The following is a 16,951-nucleotide window of genomic DNA, read 5'->3' on the forward strand; positions in this document are numbered from 1 at the left end:
GCACAAGGAAACGTTAAAGACAACAATCCTGGTGGGAGGATTGTTGTTTTTTTGATATAATGAAATATCAAGTAGAATGAGTAGGGGTGAAACATCATGAAACCTTGGGATAAAGATGGATTTATATTTTTTGACGGCGGAATGGGCACCCAGCTGCAAAAAAGGATCCCAGAGCGGATCCTGCCGGAGGAGGCCAACATCCGCTATCCAGAAATTTTGGAAGAGATCCAGCGGGAATACGTCAAGGCAGGTGCGGACATCATAACCACCAATACCTTTGGCGCCAATCCCTATAAATTGGGGAAAGTCGGCTTGGATCTGGAAACGGTCGTGGAAGCGGCAGTGTCCATTGCCAGGAGAGCGGCACCGGACCGATTGGTAGCACTGGACATCGGCCCTCTGGGAAGAATGATGGAACCGACGGGAGAAATGACCTTCGAAGAAGCTTATGATGCTTTCCGGCGCCAGGTAGTCGCCGGTGCCGGTGCTGGATGCGATCTGATCTTGATAGAGACAATGAGTGATCTCCAGGAAGCCAGGTGTGCAGTTCTGGCAGCGAAAGAAAATTCTGATCTGCCGGTCTTTTGCACCATGACCTTTGATGAAAAGGGGCATACCCTTACAGGGACGGATCCCAGGACCATGGTGGCCGTACTGGAAGGGCTTGGTGTGGATGTTTTGGGGGTCAATTGTTCCCTGGGGCCAGACAAGCTTCTTCCCATCGTCAAGGAGGTGTTGGACAACGCCAGCATTCCGGTGATGGTGCAACCCAATGCAGGCATGCCGGTCTATCGGGATGGACAGACCCATTACGACATCAGCAAGGAGCATTTTGCCGAGAACCTGGCCATCATGGCAGATATGGGAGCAACCATTTTAGGCGGCTGCTGTGGAACCGATGCGTCCTATATCGAAAAAGTGCGGGAAGCTGTTACCGGGAAAGCACCGGTTCAAAGAAAAGAAAAGGCCCATACGTTGATCTGTTCTTATCGGAAAAGTTTTTCCATGGATGAGCAAGTCACCATTGTCTCGGAAAATGTGCTGCCCCACGGCAACAAAACGCTGATGGAGGCATTCATCCGGGAAGACTATCGAAAGATCGTCTCAAAAGTTCGAGGTGCCAAAAACAAAGGGGCACACCTGGTGGATCTACGTACCGCAGGTTTGCCCGGAAAAGACGAAACCTTGTTGATGGTGGAAACCATCAAAAACATACAAAAATCCCTGGACGTACCGCTGATGCTGGAGAGCAGGAATCCTCAGACCCTGGAAGCTGCCTTGCGGACCTACAACGGAAAGGCAGTGGTCAACGGCCTGGATGGATCCAGGAAAACCATGGAGACCCTTTTTCCGGTGGTGAAAAAATACGGAGCGGCTGTGGTGGCACTGACTCTGGATGAAGACGGGCCTGCCCGCACCTGGCAGAAGCGCTTGTCCATTGCAGAAAAGATCTTGAAAACGGCAAAGAAATTCGAACTGTCTCCCCGTGATGTGATCATTGATCCCATGGTGCTGCCCGTCGCCAACGGGGCCGACGCCATGGATACCATCCGAGCTGCAGCTGCCATCAAGGAAGAGCTTGGGTTGAAAGTGCTCCTGGGCATCGGAAATGTTTCGTTTAAAATGCCGGAGCGGGGTCTGCTGGATCGAACGTATCTGGCCATGGCCCTGTCCTGGGGAGTGGATGCCCTCCTTCTCAACGTAGAGCAGGAAGAAATGATGCAGACCATCCAAGCAGGCCTGGTTCTAACAGGAAGGGATCCGGGCGGATCACAATACGTCCTCGCAGCCGGCAGTGTGCCGGAAGCAAGGGCCGACCTGGATGAAGTGGCCAACAGCATTTATCAGGGGCAATGCAAAGAGGAAGCTGTTGGCAGGAAAAATTCGGTACTGGAGGGATTGCTGGCGGCGGAAGAAGCCTATGCGGCCGGTGAGATCCTGTTGCCCAACCTGGCAAGAAGCGTTGCCGCTGCAGAAAACTCCATGAAGGACGAAAATGGAGAAAAAGGGATCATCCTGTTTACTGGAGATCTGAAGAAACCGGGATTGGCACTGGCAAAAACCATAGCCAGGATCTTGGGATTTCAAGTGGTGGAACCTTCCGAAGTGATCTTGTTGCAACCGGTAAGATGCGTGGTTCTGGAGGTGCCTTTCGGCATCACGGAGGAACGTCTGAAAACCTGGATGGAGCCTTGGGTCCATTCTCATCCGGATGCAGCCCTGGTCCTCATGGGACCGGGAGGGGACCGGGTGGGATGGAAATCCCTGGGGATTTTTGGTGCGGTGACCAGAGCGGGAGACTGGATAAATTTGTTGGAGGCATTATGAGCAGGGGAAGACGGGAAATAAAAACATTTCAGGTGGAAGAGACCCAGACCTTGGGCCGTCTCATCGGAGAAGCGGCCCAGCCCGGCTGGATCGTTTGTCTGGAGGGACCCATGGGTGGAGGGAAAACGGCCTTGAGCCAGGGGATCCTGAAAGGATTCGGCGTCACAGGCTATATCACCAGTCCTACATTCAGCATCGTTCATACCTACGAGACCAACAGGGGAAAGATCCATCATTTTGATGTATACCGGCTTTCCGGCATGGACGAGTTGTTGGACATCGGATTTGAGGATTATTTGAAAGACGGCATCGTGGTCATGGAATGGGCCTCCATCGTTCGGGATGAACTGGACGGGACGATCCTGGATGTCACCCTGGAATTGGGGGATGATCCACAGGAGAGGACCATCCTGTTGGAAGGGGAGGAATCTTTGCTGGAAGGACTGCATTTGGATAAAGGATGGGAAAAAACATGTTGATACTAGGTTTGGATACATCGACCCCTGCCACTTCCGTGGCATTGTGGGAGGACGGAAAATTAGTGGGCGAAGTGCTGGCAAATCAGCGCCAATCTCATTCGGAGCAACTGGTGGGGTTGGTCAAACACCTATTGGAAACAACGTCGGTGTCCTTGGATGCAATAGATTTTTACGCATGCACCAGAGGTCCTGGTTCCTTTACCGGATTGCGCATCGGTGCAGCTGCCGTCAAGGGATTCGCCCAATACCATGACAAGCCCATCGTGGGGGTCTCCCTACTGGAGATCACAGCTTGGAACGCTGCAGGTTATCCCGGATGGATCTGTCCCATGGTGGATGCCCAGCGAGACCAGGTCTACGCGGGTATCTACCGCTGGGATGAGGGACGAATACAGGAAGAAAAACCGGATCATGTGGGAAGTATCGACGATGTGATGAAAATGATCAAAGCCGGAGGGGATCCCGCCATGTGTCTGGGAAGCGGGACCAAAAAGATCCCCCTTGGCCTTGTGGAAGGAAACATACAGGTTATGGATGAGGTTTTCGGCATGCCCCGGGCATCCATGCTTTGTCAGGCGGCAGCATGGAAAATCAAAGAAAAAACAGCCATATTTACGTGGAAGGATTTCGAACCGGAATATTTTCGCCGATCTCAAGCAGAGATCCAGATGGAGCAAAGAAAGGGTGGAGGAAAATGAACCACTATACTTTCCTTCATTCGGCAGACCTGCACCTGGGAGGAGCAGGCGCCAGCGTCGTACTTCCCAGATCCATTCGAACCAGGTTGCGGCAGGGAAGCTGGGAGGCATTTGCCAGACTGGTCCATATTTGTCGGGACAAGAACATCGATTTTTTGTTTCTTGCAGGGGATGTCTTCGACCACGACCGGATCCGTATGACGGACCTGAAGGCCATGGCTTCCACCTTGGCGTCTCTGGAACGGACCAGGGTATTTATTGCTCCCGGCAACCATGATCCAATGGAAGGTCGATTGTCCTACGGGGCTGTGGACTGGCCGGAAAACGTCATCATCTTTTCCCGGGAAACATGGACGGAAGTGGAAATAAACGACTGGCTTTCCATCTGGGGCTTCGGTTGGAAAAACAACAGCCTGGACGGAGACCGGGTGTCCTTCGACGTGGACATGAACCTGCTCAAAACCAATGTTTTGCTGGTCCATGGGGATCTGGAATCGGCAGATTCCCCCTATTTCCCTCTGAAAAACCACAGGGATTTTTTGGAGCGGTTCGACTATGCGGCATTGGGTCACATCCACAAGCCGTCGGCACAAACGGGGAAATGGATCTACAGCGGAGCCCCTTTGGCTTCCAGCTTCAAAGACAGGGGCCCTCGCGGCTATGTGAAGGGCCATATACAAAAAGGTGGGGTATTCCACGAATTTGAAGCATTGGATCACATTCGTTTTGAAGAAGGGGAGGTGACCTTGTCTCCGGACGACGGTTGGGAAGAAGTCCGTGAGGGGATCCTTTCTGCCAGGATGGGAGATAAAACCATTTGCCGGATCCGTTTGAAGGGCGTCATGGATCCGGACCTTGATGTGGAGCACATCCACCGATCCTTGGAAGGAGACTTTTATCATCTGGAGATCCTGGATGAAACGATCCCGGATTATGATGTGGAACGACTGTATAAAGAAAATCAAGACAACATCATCGGGTTGTTTCTTCGCAGCATGCTGCAGGAAGATCTGGATGATCCGGTACAACGAATGGCGCTGTTTTATGGTTTGGAAGCGCTGTTGCAGGAGAGAAGCTTATGATCATAAGAGAACTGCATCTGGTGGCATTTGGAAAATTTCACGACAAGATCCTGGTTTTTCAAGACGGGATCAATTGGATCCACGGAAGAAACGAATCGGGGAAATCCACCATCCACAAATTTATCGAGGGGATGTTTTTTGGGTTTTTCAAGGATTCCCCCACCAGAAAAGTCTACAGTGAAGATTATGACAAATATATGCCTCTGCGGGGCAGGGACTATTTTGGGGTCATGATGGTGGAAAAGGATGGAAGACTCCTCCGGCTGGAGCGGAATTTTCTAAAGGGAAAAGACGCATTTCATATTTACGACCAGACCACGGGAGAAGACCTTTCCCATGGTTATCCATACGATTCCGGTCTTCGCCTTCCCGTGTTTTTTGAACCCAAGACCATGAACCGCAACGTATTTCGAAACACCATCAGCATGGGACAATTGAAGGTTCGAACCGACGAGGAATTGGCGGGTGAATTGAAGGAGAGGATCTTCCAGTTCAGTCATACCGGTTCCAGCGTGTCCCTGACCGGCGCCTTGGATGCCTTGAAAAAAAAGCGGGAGGAGATCGGAAGCAAGACCCGCAAAAGCTCGTCCTTGGGACAACAGGTCCAACGCCTGGATGAACTGGAGGCTCTTTGGAAGATCGCCCGTCAAAACCGGGACCGTTTGCTGATCTGGGCGGAAGAAAAAAGAAAATTGCAAGAAGAAGCCCACCGGTTGGAGCAGGAAGAAGGACAGCTGGAACATCGGCTGGAAAACATGGAAGTCAAAAAAGTACATGAAAAATACAAGGCGTATGAAAAACTCCTGAAGGAACGAACACAATGGGAAACCTATTTGCAGGAACAACCCCTTCCTTTTTTAAGTGAGGAAACATACAGCAAGGCACTCATGCTCCATCAGGATCGACTCCGACTGGAAGAAGAGGAAAAACTGGCGGAAAAAGCCATGGCGCAGATCCAGGAGAAACTGGATCGGGATGAACTGGCTACGGAGATGGAGCTAGACCGTCAACGGTTTGTGGTGTGGACAAAGGAGAAAGCCAGATTGAACAGGGAAAGGGAAACATTGCCGCCCAAGAGACGAAAAGGGGCTTTGGCATTGCCGATCCTTGCCGCATTGATCGCCTTGACCTTTGGTGCAGTGGGGATCGTCTACGACAACTTTTATTTGTTGGCGGCCGCGGGACTTTTTGCAGTGGCCGTGGTCTATGGCATTCGAAATGCCATGGGAAAAAGGGGAAACCAAAAGGAAGGCGAAGAAGAGGAACGACTACGTCAATATGGGGAAAAAATGCAAGGTATGATGGAGGGTTTCCTGAAAAAATATGAAGTGGAGGATGAAGAAGCCTTGACCGCACTTTGGGAAAGGGAACTGATGCATCCTCAAAACCTGCGAAACCGGATGGAATACATCCAGGAAAACAGGGAGGAACGGCAGCGCCGGCTGGATGCAAAAATCCAGGAATTTGATGGGTTGCTGCAACAATGGGAGATCCAGGACATGGAGCAGCTCCTCCAGTTGTACCAGCGGCAAAAGAGACAACGGCGGGCAGGCGACCGCATCCGAGAGTTGGATGGGACCATGGATGCATTGATGACCGACGAAGAATTCCAGCGATTGCACTTGTTTTTCACAGGGAAAGCGCCTCTGGGCGTGACCAGGGAAGATGGAGAGGCCTTGAAGATGGAATTGCAGCAAGTCGGGGGAAGGCGATCCGCCATATTGGAGAAGATCCACCGGCTGGAGGGAGAGATGCTCAGCCTGGAGCGGGAAGGAACGGACCTGGCCGATCTGGAAGAGGAGATGGCCTGGGTCGACCAAAAGATCGAAGAAGGCCAACGTCGCCTGAAAGCACTATCCATTGCAGAAGAAAAAATCGAAGAAGCGTCCAAAACCCTGCATCGGGAGGTGGCGCCGAAACTTCACGAATACATGGAAGCGCATATGAAAACCATCACCGGGATCCATCGGGAATTGAAGGTGGATCAAGGCAGCCACCTTCGGGTGGAAGATGCGGAAACCTCCGCCATGATGGATGCGGATCATCTGAGCATGGGGGCGGCAGACCAGTTGTATCTGGCATTTCGTCTAAGCATTATCCAGACCCTGGGTTTGGATGCATTTCCATTGATCCTGGATGAAGCATTTATGCAATTTGACGACGAAAGATTGGAGCGGGCCATGTCCCTGGTATGTGGAACCGGGTCAAACCGGCAGATACTGCTGTTTACTTCCCAGCTTCGAGAAAAAAATCAACTGGATCGGTTGGAAATGACCTATCATCCGGTATTGTTGTAGAGGAGGAAGGAACATGTTGCAAGATATTGTGAAAGAATACATTGACAGCGAAAAAGCCTACGGAGAGGATCGGACCTTGCATCACTACAATTGTGCCGAGACCCTGTTGAACAGTTGCAACGATTATTATAAACTGGGATTGGATCCAAAAGCAAAAAAAATGGCGGTCCCGTTTGGCGGTGGCCTTTACAAGGAGAAGACCTGCGGGGTTTTGACCGGCGGCCTCATGGCCATCGGGGTCCTTTTTGCGGAAGACAAGCCAACGGACCAGGCGACCATGAAAGCTGTCACCCGAGAGTTTGTGGAACGCTTCGAGCAGTTTTTCGGATCCACAGACTGCGCCGCCATCAAAGAAAGCCATCGTCATCCTCAGGAAAAATGCGCACCGGTCATGATGGCCGGAGCCGCCCTATTGGAAGAGATCCTAAAAGAACGGTCGGCGAAAGGGAAGGAACGTACGGAAACATGACAAAGAAAAAAAACAAGACAGTAGTAGTGGGAATGAGTGGGGGTGTGGACTCCTCCGTAGCCGCCCTGCTGTTGAAAGAGCAAGGATATGATGTCATTGGCATCTTTATGAAAAACTGGGAGGAAGACCAGGAAGACGGCACCTGCAACGCAGAAGAGGATTATGAAGATGTCCGCCGCGTCTGCCAGAGTCTGGAGATCCCCTATTATACCGTCAACTTCAGCAAGGAGTACTGGGATCGGGTGTTCACTTATTTTTTGGAGGAATACAAAAGGGGGCGCACACCCAACCCGGACGTGCTTTGCAACAAGGAGATCAAGTTCAAGGCATTTTTGGAGTACGCCCTGAATGTGGCCGGCGCCGATTTTATTGCCACCGGACATTACGCCAAGGTGGAGTTCAGGGACGGTTCTTTCCGATTACGAAAAGCGGCAGATCAAAACAAGGACCAGACGTACTTTTTATGCCAGCTCAACCAGTATCAGCTGTCCAAGACCTTGTTTCCCCTGGGAGACATGGACAAGGCCCAAGTCCGAAAAATCGCGGAAGAAAACGATCTGCTGACGGCGGGGAAGAAAGATTCCACCGGGATCTGCTTCATCGGAGAGCGGAATTTCAAGGAGTTTTTGAGCAGGTATCTGCCGGCAAAAAAAGGACCCATCGTGGATAGGGACGGCAACCGGAAGGGGACCCACAACGGACTGATGTATTACACCCTGGGGCAACGACGGGGATTGGGCATCGGCGGCCAGGGGACGGGAAAACCCTGGTTTGTGTACAAAAAAGACCTTTCCACCAATACTCTCTACGTGGTCCAGGGGGAAAAGGATCCTCTTTTGTATTCCAAGGGATTGATCGGTACCCAGATGAACTGGATCGCGGAGATCCCAAAAGAGGTACCTGTGGTTCTTCAGGCAAAATTCCGCTACCGTCAGCCGGACCAGGAAGTGATCTTGGAGGAAGTCGACAACGGATCCATTCGGTTGTCCTTTCAGAAACCTCAAAAGGCGGTGACTCCGGGACAGGAAGTTGTTCTCTATCATGGGGATGAGTGCCTGGGAGGAGCGGTCATCGACCAGATCTTTGCCTAAAGAGTGGATTAAGGAAATCCCGATAGAATAAGGGGACATGGAAAAAGGAGCAGGGAGCGATGGAATATGAAGGTATTGTTTGTTGAAGATGAAAAAAAAGTAACGGAAGCATTGAAGGAGCTCTGCCGAATGCAGGGTGTCCAATGCGACGTGGCCAACGACGGGGAAGAAGGACTGCTCTTTGCACTCAATCAGATCTACGATGTGATCGTGTTGGACATCATGCTCCCCCAGAGGAGCGGCATAGAAATATTGAAAGAACTCCGTGCAAAAGGAAGCAAAACGCCGGTGCTCATGCTTACAGCCAAAGATACGGTAGACGACAAGGTAAAGGGTCTGGATGCGGGGGCCGATGATTATTTGGTCAAGCCCTTTTCCGCAAAGGAACTTTTTGCAAGGCTTCGGGCCTTGGGACGCCGCATCGATTCGGATTACGTGGAAAATTTGGTCACATTGGGGAATTTCACCTTTGATTTGGAGAACTTTACGGCAACGGTGAATGGAGAACCTGTAAAACTTTCTTATAAGGAAGGTCTTCTGCTGGAGATGCTGATCAAACGTCCGGATCAGGTTTTCAGCAGGGAACAGATCTTGGATCGGGTCTGGGGATTTGATGCGGATGTGAATGAAAACAATATAGAGATCTACATCCATAATCTGCGAAAAAAATTGAAGGATGCACCCATCAAGATCGAGACCCTTCGAAGCATCGGATATCGATTGAAGGTGACCGACTGATGTTCAAGGATCTGTACCGTCGCCTGACGGTGATGAATGCCCTGATCCTCATAGCCTTTCTATTGATCTTTTCCTACTCCATCGTGGGATTTACCAACTCCACTTTTGATGCGTCCGCCAAGCGGGCCCTGTTGGGCAGGACGACCCAGATCCAGGATGTGGTGGATCGATTTGGGGTTTTGGAGTTCACCTTGCCTGATGACAACGGCGAAACTGGAGGAGATTCACAAAGCGATTACACCCGGATCGATTATATCATTTGGGATGAAAACCTGAAACTCGCCAATTTAAGCAGTTTGCGGGACGGCTTGTTGGATCAGGCCTATATTCAAGCACAGGAGACCATGACCAGCAGGGACGGGAATCACGGGACCATTTTTTTGAACGGATTGAAATACCGCATCTACAATTTGTACGCCACCCGAAGCAACGGAAGTCCCTATGTGATCCAGGTTTACCAGTCCAGAGTCATCGATGATTTGGTGATCCGGCAGATCTTCCTGATCGTCATGGGGATCGGAACGGCCAGCTTGCTGTTTCTGATCCTGATCAGTGCCCATATGGCGAAGAAATCCCTGGAACCGGTGCGCATCGCCTATGAACGGCAAAAGGAGTTTATTGCCGATGCCTCCCATGAGTTGAGGACGCCTTTGACCATCATCAAGACAACGGCAGAACTGCTGGGCATGAAGGAAGAGGAGACCATTGCCAAAAATGCCCACTGGCTGGAGAACATCACCGGAGAGACAGAGACCATGAGCCGCATGATCGAGAACCTGTTGATCCTGGCCCAGGCAGACAACAACCAGATCCCTGTGGTGATGGAAAAAGTGGATGTTACCGCACTGGTCAAAAATGTGGGCGACAAGTTTCAGCCCATCGCCAAGGAAAAACAACTGCAGCTGGACAGCATCGTTTCCGACAACGTCCACATGACGGGGGATCGGGACAAGCTGAACCAGTTGATCATGATCCTGGTGGACAACAGCATCAAATATACGCCTCCTGGAGGCTGCATCACCTTGTCGCTGATGCATACAACGGACAAGGTGATCATTACGGTGAAAGATACGGGCATTGGAATGGCCCAGGAAGAGCTGGATCGAATTTTCGAGCGATTCTACAGGGTGGACAAGGCCAGAAGCAGAGAGCAAGGCGGATCCGGATTGGGATTGTCCATTGCCCGGTGGATCATCGAAGAACATCGGGGGAAAATTCATGTGAACAGCACACCGGAAGAAGGCAGCACCTTTACAGTGGAATTGCCGAAAAAACACAAAGGTCGAGATTAGACGGAGGACACGATGAAAAGAAAAAGGAATAAGAACATACCCGGTTTGGCGGTACGACTTGTCATCGTCATCATGGTGGTCCTGGTCGGGATCCAGCTGTTTCAAAGCAGAGAAGAGACAACACTGGGACAGGAAGCTGCACCATCCGTTCAAACGCCGTCTGACAGCTATATCGACGGTTTTTTCACCACTCCGGACGGGAAACCCATGGAGTATACCCAAACCGTCCGTTTGGCCTCCACGGGGGACATCATGACCCATGGCACCCAGATCAACGGTGCCTATGACCGAGCTTCCGGTGCCTATGATTTCAAACCAAATTTTGTTCATGTGAAGAAATATTTTGAAAGCGCCCACATGCCGGTGGCCAACCTGGAAACCGTGACGGCAGGTGGAACGCCTCAGGGATATCCGGTTTTCAATGCACCGGATGCCATACTGGACGCTGTCCAATATGCGGGGATCCGCTTGTTGGGAACAGCCAACAACCACAGCCTGGACAAGGGAAAATCCGGATTGTTAAGGACTCTGGACCAGCTGAAGAGCCGAGGTCTCCTTTCCACCGGTTCCTTTCGTGAACCGGAGCAGGAGATCACCACTATGGAAGAAAATGGCGTGAAAGTCGGATTTTTGGCCTATACGTACGGCCTCAACGGCTTGGACGGGTATTTGACGGACCAGGAACGATCGTACATGATCAACCTGATCGACGAGGATAAAATTCGAAGCGATATCCAAAAGGCAAAAGAGCAGGGGTGCGACGCCGTAGCGGTACTGATCCATTGGGGAAACGAGTACCAGCAAACTCCCAACGCCCAGCAAAAGGATCTGGCGGAAAAGATGTTAGAATGGGGAGTCGACGTGATCTTTGGCAGCCATCCCCACGTGATCCAACCTTCTGAGATGGTGGAAGTGGACGGAGCAAAAAAATACGTCATCTATTCCCAGGGGAATTTTTTGTCCAATCAACGCAGGGAAACCCTGCCATCCATCGGGGTACGAAATTATACGGAGGATGGAGTCATAGTCCATGTGGGACTGGAAAAGGATCCCATACGAAACAGTGTTGTCATTAGATCTGTCAGTTACACCCCCACATGGGTACATCGATACGCTACTGACACCGGGCAGCAGTACGAGATCTTGCCGGTCCGGGAGATGCTCCTGCGGGAAGATACTTCTGCATCCCTTCGATCCCGGTTGGAGGAATCCTACAACAACACCAAAAAGAACTTGACCATGTACAATGGAGATCTGGATGGATAGACCGATGACCATGAAAGTGGAACCAATGTCCCTTCACCATCTGGATGCCATCCTTTCCTTGGAACGCAGCGCCTTCGCCATTCCATGGAGCCGGGGAATGTTCGAAGAGGAATTGAAAAATCCTCTGGCCAGATATTACGTACTCCAGCTGGAAAGTCAGGTTGTCGGATACGCCGGCATGTGGGTGGTGCTCAACGAAGGTCACATCACCAATATTGCCGTGGCCCCTTCGAACCGTCGAATGGGGATCGGCAAAAGATTGCTGGAACATTTGCTGGGGGAGGGTGAAAAAATGGGCGTGGATTCCTTTACCCTGGAAGTGCGAAAAAGCAATGGGGCTGCTTTGGCCTTGTATGGATCCTGCGGTTTTGTACCCGCCGGCATTCGAAAAAAATACTACAGCGACAACGGAGAAGACGCTGTGATCATGTGGAGGAATCATGGGTAGAAAATGGATCGCGATAATGATAGTACTGCTTGTTCCATTGGTGCTCTTGTTGACTGGAGTGGAGATCGCCACCAGGGACGATGCTTTTTTTCGGCAGCAGTATCAAGCAAATGATGTTATGGATAATACGGGAATGAACCTGGACACCCTCATGGAGGTCACCGATGAGATCCAGGCCTACCTCTTCGGTAATCGGGAAGATCTGCATATCCGGGCCGACATCCACGGAGAAGAACAGGACGTGTTCAATGAACGGGAGATCGTCCACATGGACGACGTGGAGGTCCTCTTTGCCCGGGGGTTGTTGATTCGAAACATGGCCTTGGCTTTTTTGCTGATCACCGTGGCAGTGGCACTGTCAAGGAAGGAAACTTTCGTATGGAAGGCCTTGTTGGCGGGCTGTGTTCTGTTGATCGCAGGAGGCCTCCTTATTGGGCTGCTGCTCTATTTGGATTTCAACCGATATTTCGTCCTATTTCATGAAATGTTTTTTTCCAATGACTACTGGATCCTGGATCCGGATCAAAGTAATCTGATCAACATGGTGCCCTTGCCCTTTTTCATCAATATCGCAAAACGGATCCTGCTATGGACAGTGGGAGGGACCGTACTGGTGGCTTTTCTGTCCGTGTTGGGTTTAAAGTTTGGAGGAAATCATGAAAAAAGACGCAATCATATTGGGGATTGAATCATCTTGCGACGAGACATCAGCGGCCATCGTCAAAAACGGTCGCCAGGTCCTCTCCAACGTGATCTACTCTCAAATCGACATACATCAACCCTACGGCGGTGTGGTACCGGAGATCGCTTCCCGAAATCATGTAAAGAAGATCGGCATCATCGTGGCCCAGGCCTTTAAGGATGCCAACATATCCTACGACGATGTGGACGCGGTGGCAGTGACCTATGGACCTGGTTTGGTGGGAAGCCTTCTGGTGGGCCTTTCTTTTGCCAAAGCCTTTTCCTTTGCTGCCGGCAAACCCCTTATAGGGGTAAACCACATCGAAGGTCACATCAGTGCCAACTACATCGATAATCCCGACCTGGAACCCCCCTATCTGACGCTGGTGGTTTCCGGTGGGCACACCCATCTGATCCGGGTGGATGATTACGATTCTTATGAAGTTCTTGGACAAACTCGAGACGATGCGGCAGGGGAGGCTTTTGATAAAATTGCCAGAACGTTGAAACTGGGATATCCGGGAGGGCCTGCCATCGACAAGGCGGCGTTGCTGGGAGATCCCCATGCCGTGGAATTCCCACGGGCCTATCTGGAAGAAAATTCTTTTGATTTCAGTTTTAGTGGATTGAAATCCGCCGTGTTGAACCATCTCAACGGATTGAAGATGAAAGGGAAAGAGTTTCGGGTGGAAGACATTGCCGCCAGTTTTCAGATGGCCGTAGTGGATGTGCTGGTGGACAAGACCGTTGCTGCAGCCGTGGCAACGGGTTTAAAAGAGATCTGTCTATCCGGCGGCGTCTCCTGCAACTCCCTGTTGCGAAAAAAAATGAGGCAGCGATGCCAGTCGGAAGGACTAGTGCTTCACTACCCAAAAGCGACTTATTGTACGGACAATGGAGCCATGATCGCCGGTGCCGGATACTTCAAGTATGAGGCGGGTGTGTTCGCCCCGGAAGACCTGACTGCCGATCCCAATTTGCGACTGGGCTAAGCTGTGGATAAGTAACTTGTCAAGCATTTTTTTCTCCGTTAAATGGGTTTTCGACTTGTATAAAAATGTGGATAAGTACCTGTAAAGAGGTTATTTGGTGCAATTATCTGTGCAAAACTGTGGATAAACTCGTGGATAACTGTGGGAAATGTTTATAAGTCATGAAAATTCATGAAATAACAGTTTTTGTCAACAGGCGGAAACCCTCATGGGAACTGGGCTTGAGGATGTCAAGAAAAAAGTGGTTGAAAAGCAACGCAAATTATTCTTCGCCATCCTCCAGATCCAACTGCTTTTCCGTCCATTGATCCATCAATCGGGACAGATCGTCTTTGGCATTCTCATAGGCCTGGTTGATGCGGCAGGACTCGTCAAAATCGTCATAAAATCCTTCCGAGCAAATGAGTTTTTCGTACTCCGTGATGGAGCCTTCCAGTGCCAGGATCTTTTCTTCCAATTCATTGATCTCCCGACGAAGCTGAATGCGGGCCTGCTTGGTCCGGTTGGAGGCTTTTTTTCGTTGTGTGGCTTCCGTTTTGGTCATGGCCGCCTCCTGGGTTTGAAGTTCTTCCAGCAACTGGGCTTCTTTCACTTTTTCCAGATAGTAGTCGTAATTACCAGGATATGAGGTAATGGAACCGTCTTTGAGGACCAGCAAACGGTCGATCACCTTGTTGAGAAAATATCGGTCGTGGGAGACCACCAGAAGGCTGCCGTTGTAGTCCTGCAAGGCCTTTTCCAATACATCCACGGAGGCAATGTCCAAATGATTGGTGGGCTCGTCCATAAGAATCAAGTTGGCTCCGGAGAGCATGGTTTTCGCCAGGGAGATCCGACTTCTTTCTCCTCCGGACAATACGGAGAGGGGCTTAAAGACATCTTCTCCATAAAAGCGAAAATAGGAAAGGAGGTTTCGGATCTCTCCCTCGTTGGCCCGGGGTCGGTAGTCGGAGATCTCTTCCACGGGGGTGGACTCCAGGTTCAAGCCGGCGTTGTCCTGTCGAAAATAGGCGGTGGTGACCTTCTGGCCGTGGGACGCGTGTCCTTCATCGGGATCAAGTTCTCCGTTGATGATTTTAAGGAGGGTGCTTTTCCCGCTGCCGTTCATGCCGATGATGCCGATTTTTTCTCCCCGGTACATGGTGAAGTTCACATGGGAGAAAAGAGGCTTGTCGAAGGCTTTGGCCAGCTCTTCCACTTCCAGCACCACTTTCCCGCTTTGGATGTCCGGTTCGAAAGTCATGGAAATGGTCCGTGTATCCTCAAAAGGACGATCCGTCTTCGGCATTTTTTCCAGAAGTTTTTCCCGACTTTCCGCTTTGCGAATGCTTTTTTCCCGGTTGAATTGTCGAAATCGCTTGATGATCTCCTCCTGCCGCTGGATCTCCCGCTGCTCCACTTTGTATCGGTGCATCTGGGTCTCCAGATCTACCTGTTTTTGCCTGGTGTAACTGGAATAATTGCCGTTGTATCGATTCAATTTTTTATTTTCCACTTCCCAGATCTGATTCACCAGGGCATCCAGAAAATAACGATCGTGGGAAATGATCATGAAAGAGCCGTTGTAGGACTTCAGGTAGGTCTCCAGCCACTGGATGGTTTCGATGTCCAAGAAGTTGGTGGGTTCATCCAATAAAAGCAAGGACGGATTTTGCAGGATCAATTTGGCCAGGGACACCCTGGTCTTTTCGCCGCCGCTGAGAGATCCGATGACCTGCTCAAATCGTTCCGGAGGAAATCCGAGACCGGTCAGTATTCCCTTGGTACGACTCTCATGCTCGTAGCCTGCGGCGTTTTCAAAGGTTTCCGTCAAGTCGGCGTACCGCTTGAGAAGGCTTTGGATCCCTTCTTCTGGAGAAGATGCGATCTGCATTTCCAGGGAACGCAGTTCTTCTTCCATGGCCAGCACCTCGTCGAAGACGGACAAGGCTTCCTGATAGACGGTATGTTCCAGGTCCAGGTTGGACTCCTGGGTCAGGTATCCGATGGTCAGTCCCTTCGATTTATCCAGGCTGCCACCGTCCGATCCGGTGCCGCCGGCGATCATCCGAAGCAGGGTGGTTTTCCCTGTTCCGTTTTTTCCAACGATGCCGATCCTGGCGTTGTCGTCCACCTGAAATGATATTGTATCGAATATAACGGTTACCCCGTAACTTTTTGTGATATTATTGCCATTAAGTAGCATGAGATACCTCCAAATGTTCTGCTTTTCTGATAATATATTACTACAGCATGGGTTTTTAAGCAATTCGTGATAAAATTAACGATTTATCGTAAAAATCTTTGAAAATACAATAACAAAAAATTGACAATAAAATTTCGAATTGCTATAATTATTTCTAAGTGAGTGGGAACGAAAGGAGAAGGACATGCAGAAAAATTCCGTCAAAGTATCCATGGCAGTAGTACGGCGACTGCCGAAATACTACAGATATTTGGGAGATTTGATACAAAACGGTGTGATGCGGATTTCATCCAAGGAATTGGGAAAATTGATGGGATTGACAGCCTCCCAGATCAGACAGGACCTGAACTGCTTTGGTGGCTTCGGGCAACAGGGGTACGGCTATAACGTGGAAGAGCTTCAAAAGGAGATCGGCCGGATCCTGGGGTTGAACCAAACATACAACTGTGTCATCGTTGGTGCAGGAAATTTGGGACAGGCCATTGCCAATTACGAAGGGTTTCGACGGGAAGGATTTGCTCTAAGCGCCATGTTTGACGTCAATCCACGACTTATCGGCAATACCATCCGGGATATCAAAATCTATGACATCCAAGATCTGGGGACATACGTTCTGGAAAACGACATCCAACTGGGCATCATCTGCGTGCCAAAGGAACAAAGCCAGGGTGTGGCCGATACCATGATGGAAAACGGGATCAAGGCCATCTGGAATTTTGCACCGGCAGATGTACAGGTACGGGACAATGTGGTCATCGAAAACGTGGCCATCAGTGAAAGTTTGTATACACTGACCTACTTGATGAACGAACCCCAATTGGAGATCTGATCTTCGGTTTGGGAAAAAGTGAATTATTTGGACATGGAAGTCTGCTAGAGGTATAATAAACGCATATTATACCTTT

The 16,951-nt window shown here is 50.5% G+C and carries 15 protein-coding genes; 14 read left to right on the forward strand and 1 reads right to left on the reverse strand.

The features are described 5' to 3' along the window. The first annotated feature begins 96 nt into the window (after positions 1 to 96). The 13 genes from J0B03_RS09370 (at position 97) to tsaD (ending at position 13,861) form a co-directional block, all read left to right on the forward strand. Positions 97 to 2,328 carry a homocysteine S-methyltransferase family protein gene (locus tag J0B03_RS09370; protein WP_207299350.1) on the forward strand — a complete coding sequence of 744 codons (2,232 nt, stop codon included), beginning with the start codon at positions 97 to 99 and terminating at the stop codon, positions 2,326 to 2,328. Continuing rightward, positions 2,325 to 2,807, forward strand: a complete 483-nt coding sequence (gene tsaE / locus J0B03_RS09375; protein WP_207299351.1) for a tRNA (adenosine(37)-N6)-threonylcarbamoyltransferase complex ATPase subunit type 1 TsaE — start codon at positions 2,325 to 2,327, stop codon at positions 2,805 to 2,807. Before J0B03_RS09370 ends, tsaE begins: the two co-directional genes overlap by 4 nt. Further along, complete coding sequence (gene tsaB, locus J0B03_RS09380; protein WP_207299352.1) at positions 2,801 to 3,505, forward strand: tRNA (adenosine(37)-N6)-threonylcarbamoyltransferase complex dimerization subunit type 1 TsaB; 705 nt, start codon at positions 2,801 to 2,803, stop codon at positions 3,503 to 3,505. Before tsaE ends, tsaB begins: the two co-directional genes overlap by 7 nt. Continuing rightward, positions 3,502 to 4,587 carry a metallophosphoesterase family protein gene (locus J0B03_RS09385; RefSeq protein ID WP_207299353.1) on the forward strand — a complete coding sequence of 362 codons (1,086 nt, stop codon included), beginning with the start codon at positions 3,502 to 3,504 and terminating at the stop codon, positions 4,585 to 4,587. Before tsaB ends, J0B03_RS09385 begins: the two co-directional genes overlap by 4 nt. Further along, positions 4,584 to 6,884, forward strand: a complete 2,301-nt coding sequence (locus J0B03_RS09390; protein WP_207299354.1) for an ATP-binding protein — start codon at positions 4,584 to 4,586, stop codon at positions 6,882 to 6,884. Before J0B03_RS09385 ends, J0B03_RS09390 begins: the two co-directional genes overlap by 4 nt. A 13-nt stretch (positions 6,885 to 6,897) precedes the next feature. Beyond that, positions 6,898 to 7,353: a C-GCAxxG-C-C family protein gene (locus J0B03_RS09395; protein ID WP_207299355.1), complete on the forward strand. Its 456-nt coding sequence runs from the start codon at positions 6,898 to 6,900 to the stop codon at positions 7,351 to 7,353. Continuing rightward, complete coding sequence (gene mnmA, locus J0B03_RS09400; RefSeq protein ID WP_207299356.1) at positions 7,350 to 8,444, forward strand: tRNA 2-thiouridine(34) synthase MnmA; 1,095 nt, start codon at positions 7,350 to 7,352, stop codon at positions 8,442 to 8,444. Before J0B03_RS09395 ends, mnmA begins: the two co-directional genes overlap by 4 nt. A gap of 66 nt (positions 8,445 to 8,510) precedes the next feature. Beyond that, a complete protein-coding gene (locus J0B03_RS09405; protein WP_207299357.1) occupies positions 8,511 to 9,182 on the forward strand; it encodes a response regulator transcription factor in 672 nt (223 codons plus the stop codon). Continuing rightward, the gene (locus J0B03_RS09410) at positions 9,182 to 10,474 is read left to right on the forward strand and encodes a sensor histidine kinase (protein ID WP_207299358.1); all 1,293 of its coding nucleotides are present in this window, start codon (positions 9,182 to 9,184) and stop codon (positions 10,472 to 10,474) included. The genes J0B03_RS09405 and J0B03_RS09410 overlap by 1 nt, the downstream gene beginning before the upstream one ends. 12 nt (positions 10,475 to 10,486) lie before the next feature. Continuing rightward, positions 10,487 to 11,740 (forward strand): CapA family protein, encoded by a 1,254-nt coding sequence (locus J0B03_RS09415; RefSeq protein ID WP_207299359.1) that lies wholly within the window; start codon positions 10,487 to 10,489, stop codon positions 11,738 to 11,740. After that, positions 11,733 to 12,188: a ribosomal protein S18-alanine N-acetyltransferase gene (gene rimI, locus J0B03_RS09420; protein WP_246798121.1), complete on the forward strand. Its 456-nt coding sequence runs from the start codon at positions 11,733 to 11,735 to the stop codon at positions 12,186 to 12,188. The genes J0B03_RS09415 and rimI overlap by 8 nt, the downstream gene beginning before the upstream one ends. Then, entirely contained in the window at positions 12,181 to 12,876 is a 696-nt protein-coding gene (locus tag J0B03_RS09425) for a TIGR01906 family membrane protein (RefSeq protein WP_207299360.1), read from the forward strand. Before rimI ends, J0B03_RS09425 begins: the two co-directional genes overlap by 8 nt. Continuing rightward, the gene (tsaD, locus tag J0B03_RS09430) at positions 12,845 to 13,861 is read left to right on the forward strand and encodes a tRNA (adenosine(37)-N6)-threonylcarbamoyltransferase complex transferase subunit TsaD (protein WP_207299361.1); all 1,017 of its coding nucleotides are present in this window, start codon (positions 12,845 to 12,847) and stop codon (positions 13,859 to 13,861) included. The genes J0B03_RS09425 and tsaD overlap by 32 nt, the downstream gene beginning before the upstream one ends. 262 nt (positions 13,862 to 14,123) lie before the next feature. Here tsaD and J0B03_RS09435 read toward each other — a convergent pair whose 3' ends face one another. Then, positions 14,124 to 16,046 carry an ABC transporter ATP-binding protein gene (locus tag J0B03_RS09435; protein WP_207299362.1) on the reverse strand — a complete coding sequence of 641 codons (1,923 nt, stop codon included), beginning with the start codon at positions 16,044 to 16,046 and terminating at the stop codon, positions 14,124 to 14,126. A gap of 184 nt (positions 16,047 to 16,230) precedes the next feature. On the opposite strand from J0B03_RS09435, the gene J0B03_RS09440 reads away from it, so the two are divergent. After that, a complete protein-coding gene (locus J0B03_RS09440; RefSeq protein ID WP_207299363.1) occupies positions 16,231 to 16,875 on the forward strand; it encodes a redox-sensing transcriptional repressor Rex in 645 nt (214 codons plus the stop codon). The last annotated feature ends 76 nt before the right edge of the window (positions 16,876 to 16,951 follow it).

It is taken from the genome of Alkalibacter rhizosphaerae (assembly GCF_017352215.1).
Taxonomy (GTDB): domain Bacteria; phylum Bacillota; class Clostridia; order Eubacteriales; family Alkalibacteraceae; genus Alkalibacter; species Alkalibacter rhizosphaerae.

What these genes read in the sequence shown, in the direction of transcription:
- J0B03_RS09425 (WP_207299360.1), top strand. Translation starts at nt 12,181, where the DNA reads ATGGGTAGAAAATGGATCGCGATAATGATAGTACTGCTTGTTCCATTG.
- J0B03_RS09390 (WP_207299354.1), top strand. Translation starts at nt 4,584, where the DNA reads ATGATCATAAGAGAACTGCATCTGGTGGCATTTGGAAAATTTCACGAC.
- J0B03_RS09385 (WP_207299353.1), top strand. Translation starts at nt 3,502, where the DNA reads ATGAACCACTATACTTTCCTTCATTCGGCAGACCTGCACCTGGGAGGA.
- tsaD (WP_207299361.1), top strand. Translation starts at nt 12,845, where the DNA reads ATGAAAAAAGACGCAATCATATTGGGGATTGAATCATCTTGCGACGAG.
- J0B03_RS09415 (WP_207299359.1), top strand. Translation starts at nt 10,487, where the DNA reads ATGAAAAGAAAAAGGAATAAGAACATACCCGGTTTGGCGGTACGACTT.
- J0B03_RS09410 (WP_207299358.1), top strand. Translation starts at nt 9,182, where the DNA reads ATGTTCAAGGATCTGTACCGTCGCCTGACGGTGATGAATGCCCTGATC.
- J0B03_RS09370 (WP_207299350.1), top strand. Translation starts at nt 97, where the DNA reads ATGAAACCTTGGGATAAAGATGGATTTATATTTTTTGACGGCGGAATG.
- J0B03_RS09435 (WP_207299362.1), bottom strand. Translation starts at nt 16,046, where the DNA reads ATGCTACTTAATGGCAATAATATCACAAAAAGTTACGGGGTAACCGTT.
- tsaB (WP_207299352.1), top strand. Translation starts at nt 2,801, where the DNA reads ATGTTGATACTAGGTTTGGATACATCGACCCCTGCCACTTCCGTGGCA.
- mnmA (WP_207299356.1), top strand. Translation starts at nt 7,350, where the DNA reads ATGACAAAGAAAAAAAACAAGACAGTAGTAGTGGGAATGAGTGGGGGT.
- J0B03_RS09440 (WP_207299363.1), top strand. Translation starts at nt 16,231, where the DNA reads ATGCAGAAAAATTCCGTCAAAGTATCCATGGCAGTAGTACGGCGACTG.
- J0B03_RS09405 (WP_207299357.1), top strand. Translation starts at nt 8,511, where the DNA reads ATGAAGGTATTGTTTGTTGAAGATGAAAAAAAAGTAACGGAAGCATTG.
- rimI (WP_246798121.1), top strand. Translation starts at nt 11,733, where the DNA reads ATGGATAGACCGATGACCATGAAAGTGGAACCAATGTCCCTTCACCAT.
- J0B03_RS09395 (WP_207299355.1), top strand. Translation starts at nt 6,898, where the DNA reads ATGTTGCAAGATATTGTGAAAGAATACATTGACAGCGAAAAAGCCTAC.
- tsaE (WP_207299351.1), top strand. Translation starts at nt 2,325, where the DNA reads ATGAGCAGGGGAAGACGGGAAATAAAAACATTTCAGGTGGAAGAGACC.